The organism is Roseibium sp., assembly GCF_025698965.1.
Lineage (GTDB): Bacteria > Pseudomonadota > Alphaproteobacteria > Rhizobiales > Stappiaceae > Roseibium.
This window is the reverse complement of record NZ_JAILWL010000570.1, coordinates 1-3,754: the sequence shown is the minus strand read 5'-3', so window position 1 is coordinate 3,754 and position 3,754 is coordinate 1. Positions and strand designations below refer to the sequence as shown.

The window sequence follows — 3,754 nt, the reverse complement described above, 5'->3', positions numbered from 1 at the left end:
CCCTTTCTCAAAGGGCAGGATGCCAGCCGGGTTGAGGATCTCTATGACGGCATGCAGTGGCACGTCCATTACGTTGCCAGAGGAGGCATTGCCTCCTTTGCGATCTCTGCGCTCGATATTGCCCTTTGGGACATTCGGGGCAAACGGCGCGGTTGGCCGCTTTGGAAACTGGCCGGAGGGGCAGACAACCGGTGCAAGGCCTATTGCGGTGGCATAGACCTGAACTTTCCTCTGCCAAAGCTCCTGGAGAGCATTCAGGGATATCTTGACCGGGGCTTCAACGGCGTCAAGATCAAGATCGGTCAGCCGACACTGGCAGAAGATGTCGCCCGCATTGCCGCTGTGCGAGAGCTTATCGGTCCGAATGTCGCCTTCATGGTCGATGCGAATTATTCCATGTCGGTCGCCGAGGCGATCCAGGCAGCCAGGGCATTCGAACCCTTCAATCTTCTGTGGTTCGAAGAGCCCGCTATTCCCGACGACTACAAAGGCTATGGCGAAATCGTCGATGCGACCGGCTTTCCGCTCGCCATGGGCGAGAACCTGCATACGATCCACGAATTTGAGTATGCATTCGACCAGGCGAAGTTGAGCTTCATTCAGCCGGATGCTTCGAACTGCGGCGGCGTGACCGGATTTTTGCAGGTCGCTGACCTGTCCAGGCAACATAATGTGCCGGTCTGCAGTCACGGAATGCAGGAACTCCACGTCAGTCTTGTGTCCGGTCAGGTGAATGCCGGCTGGATCGAAGTCCACTCCTTCCCGATCGACCAGTACACAAAGCGCCCGTTGCATGTGGAAGACCATCTCGCCGTTGCGCCGGAAACCCCCGGTACGGGTGTTGCTTTCGACTGGCCGCGTCTCGAACCCTACAAGATTCTCTCATTTTAGAGGCCGAAATGATCAGTCATGCAGCCGTGTATCGCGGCGATAGAACATTTACTCTTGAGCAAAAAGAGGTATCGGATCCGGCACCCGGTCAGGTGCAGATCCAGGTCGCCTATTGCGGCATTTGCGGAACCGATCTGCATATTTTCCTGGGGCATATGGACAAGCGGGTCGGGTTCGAAAGAACCATCGGCCACGAAATGTCGGGGACGGTCTCCGCCTTGGGGGACGGCGTAACCGGTTTTGAGGTAGGCCAAAAGGTGGTTGTACGTCCGCTTGACCACTGCGGTGAATGTCCGGCCTGCAAGGCGGGACACAAACACATTTGCCATAATCTGAAATTCATTGGGATCGATACCGAGGGGGCCTTCCAGGAACTTTGGAATGTTCCGGCCCACACTCTACATGCTCTGCCTGAAGGGATGGATCTGGCCCATGCCGCACTGATCGAACCGCTGGCGGTTGCCTGTCATGATGTCAAACGGGCGCAGGTGAAAGCGGGCGAAACGGTGTTGGTTATCGGCGGTGGCCCGATCGGTTTGCTTGTTGCCCTGGTTGCGCGTGAAGCGGGTGGCCATGTGATTATCAGTGAAATCAGCGAAAACCGGCTGAATTATGCGCAAAAACTAGGGTTCACAACAATCAACCCCAAAACGGTCGATCCGGTCGAACAGACCAATAAGCTGACAGACAACAAAGGGGCGGATGTGGTCTTCGAAGTGTCTGGTACCCAGCCCGGCGTGGACCTGATGACAGAAGCCGCAGCGACGCGTGGTCGGATAGTCATGGTGGCCATTCATGCGACCAAACCGGCAGTGGATCTTTTCCGGTTCTTCTGGCGCGAACTGGAGCTGTTCGGCGCTCGGGTTTACCGGCCGGAAGATTATGATGAAGCCATGCGGTTATTGGACGCCGGCGTGGTCGATTGTTCCTCATTCATCACCGACATCAAGCCGCTTGCAGATATACAGGAAGCCTTTGAGGCGTTGACCGGAAATCCAAGCGCAATCAAATCCATGATCAAGATAGTCAGAGATTGAGAATGAGTGTTTTAGAAAGCTTCGGCCTTGCCGGAAAAACGGCTCTCGTAACAGGTGCAAAGCGCGGTATCGGCAAGGCGATGGCAGTCGCCCTGGCGGAAGCCGGTGCAGACATCATCGGCGTCAGCGCAACTCTGGAAGCCTCCGGAAGCGACCTGGAAAGAGAAGTCACGGCGATTGGACGATCCTTCCATGGCTACCAATGCGACTTCTCTAACCGCGATGCGCTGAAGTCGTTCATTTCGACCGTCAAGCAAAACCATCCGGCGATCAATATCCTCGTGAACAACGCCGGAACCATCAAACGTGCACCGCTTCAGGGTCACGGTGACGACATCTGGGATGAAGTCATCGAGGTCAACCTGTCCTCCCAGTTCATTCTGACCCGCGAGATCGGCATGGGCATGGTGGCGCGAGGCGCTGGCAAGATCATCTTTACCGCCTCGCTGCTCACGTTCCAGGGTGGAATAACGGTTCCCGGGTACGCGGCGTCCAAAGGGGGGATTGGCCAGTTGACCAAGGCTTTTGCCAATGAATGGGCTGCCAAGGGCGTCAATGTGAATGCAATCGCACCGGGTTACATTGCGACTGACAATACCGAGGCTTTGAGGAACGACCCTGAACGGTCCAAGTCCATTCTGGAGAGAATTCCGGCAGGGCGCTGGGGGAAGGCCACAGACTTCGCCGGTCCGGCGGTCTTTCTGGCCTCGGATGCGTCCGACTATATGCATGGAACGATCATGACCGTCGATGGCGGCTGGATGGGTCGGTAACTCCGGGTCTCCTGTGATTGAGACCAAGGCACCGAAAGTATCGGTGCCTGTCAGCCTTCGCCGAGAAATTTGACAACCGGCGCATTGAAACGGGCCGGGTTTTCCATGAACATGAAATGGCTGCCGCCTTCCTGTTCCGAAATCACTTCCAACTGTGCTCCGGGTATCTGGTGGGCAATCCACTCTTGGGATTGCAAAGGATGGGGGCTGGCCTCGGCGGCAACCACGAGAACGTTGTTCCGGATTTGGCCAATTGTGTTCCGCCAGTCCTGAAGACAATTGTCTTCCAGGAGTGTTGCTGCATGGTGGCGGGGCAGTTGTAAATTGTCTTCAGCAACCAGACGAAGGTTTTCCTCCGGATAGGCGGACGTAAACATCGGCCGCATGATTTCCATATGCGCCTGCACCGTACCACTCTTGCGAACGTTGTCCGTGAACTGCGAGAGCATTTCGAACGAACCGATGATCGCGCCGGCGTCGCGACGGGTCTGCTCATTCCAGTTCGGTCTGGCAAGGAGTGCGGCCGGTTCATCGACAAACACCAGTTTTCTGGGGGCCCTGTCGATCCCGAACATCGTCAGATACGCCCAGAAAGCCGAAGTTCCGAGCGAATGGCAAAGAATGTCGAATTCTGCAATTTCAAGACGCTTGATAAACTCGAACAGATCTTTGGCAAATCGGCAGATCCTGTAACCTGTTTCGGGTTTTGAGGAGTGTCCATGCCCGCGCCAGTCCAGCGCAATTACTCTGCGATTTTGGCTGAACGCCTCGAACTGGCCGGCGAAGCCATGGGCTGATTGTGACCATCCATGCACCATCAGGAGCGGCGTTCCGCGTCCGCCTTCAAGATAGCTGAGTTCCGTGCCGTCTTCGATCCGAAGCGATCGTCTTTGCATCTCCATGATTGCAATAGAACACGATCACCCGTTCCGCGCTATGGAAAGTGCTGTCGACCAGGCAAAAAAGACCCCGCCGGGAAGCCATTGGCGGGGTCTTCAAGGTGGGAACGGTGGAGTAAGGCCCCCGTCAGGGTGGGGTCGGTGAAGTCAGGCC

The 3,754-nt window shown here is 56.2% G+C and carries 4 protein-coding genes; 3 read left to right on the top strand and 1 reads right to left on the bottom strand.

Annotated elements, in window-relative coordinates; all coding sequences use genetic code 11:
• The 3 genes from K5905_RS29655 to K5905_RS29645 all read left to right on the top strand — a co-directional run.
• A partial coding sequence (locus K5905_RS29655; protein WP_297591218.1) for a mandelate racemase/muconate lactonizing enzyme family protein occupies positions 1 to 891 on the top strand: 891 nt, incomplete at its 5' end.
• Positions 892 to 899: 8 nt separating this feature from the next.
• A complete protein-coding gene (locus K5905_RS29650; protein WP_297591215.1) occupies positions 900 to 1,928 on the top strand; it encodes an alcohol dehydrogenase catalytic domain-containing protein in 1,029 nt (342 codons plus the stop codon).
• A 2-nt stretch (positions 1,929 to 1,930) separates the two neighbouring features.
• Positions 1,931 to 2,701, top strand: coding sequence for an SDR family oxidoreductase (locus K5905_RS29645; protein WP_297591213.1), 771 nt, complete (start codon positions 1,931 to 1,933; stop codon positions 2,699 to 2,701).
• A gap of 50 nt (positions 2,702 to 2,751) precedes the next feature.
• Here K5905_RS29645 and K5905_RS29640 read toward each other — a convergent pair whose 3' ends face one another.
• Entirely contained in the window at positions 2,752 to 3,597 is an 846-nt protein-coding gene (locus K5905_RS29640) for an alpha/beta hydrolase (protein WP_297591211.1), read from the bottom strand.
• Positions 3,598 to 3,754: the final 157 nt, after the last annotated feature.

Coding starts and splice junctions, on each gene's coding strand:
- K5905_RS29650 (WP_297591215.1), top strand. CDS start 900: ATGATCAGTCATGCAGCCGTGTATCGCGGCGATAGAACATTTACTCTT.
- K5905_RS29645 (WP_297591213.1), top strand. CDS start 1,931: ATGAGTGTTTTAGAAAGCTTCGGCCTTGCCGGAAAAACGGCTCTCGTA.
- K5905_RS29640 (WP_297591211.1), bottom strand. CDS start 3,597: ATGCAAAGACGATCGCTTCGGATCGAAGACGGCACGGAACTCAGCTAT.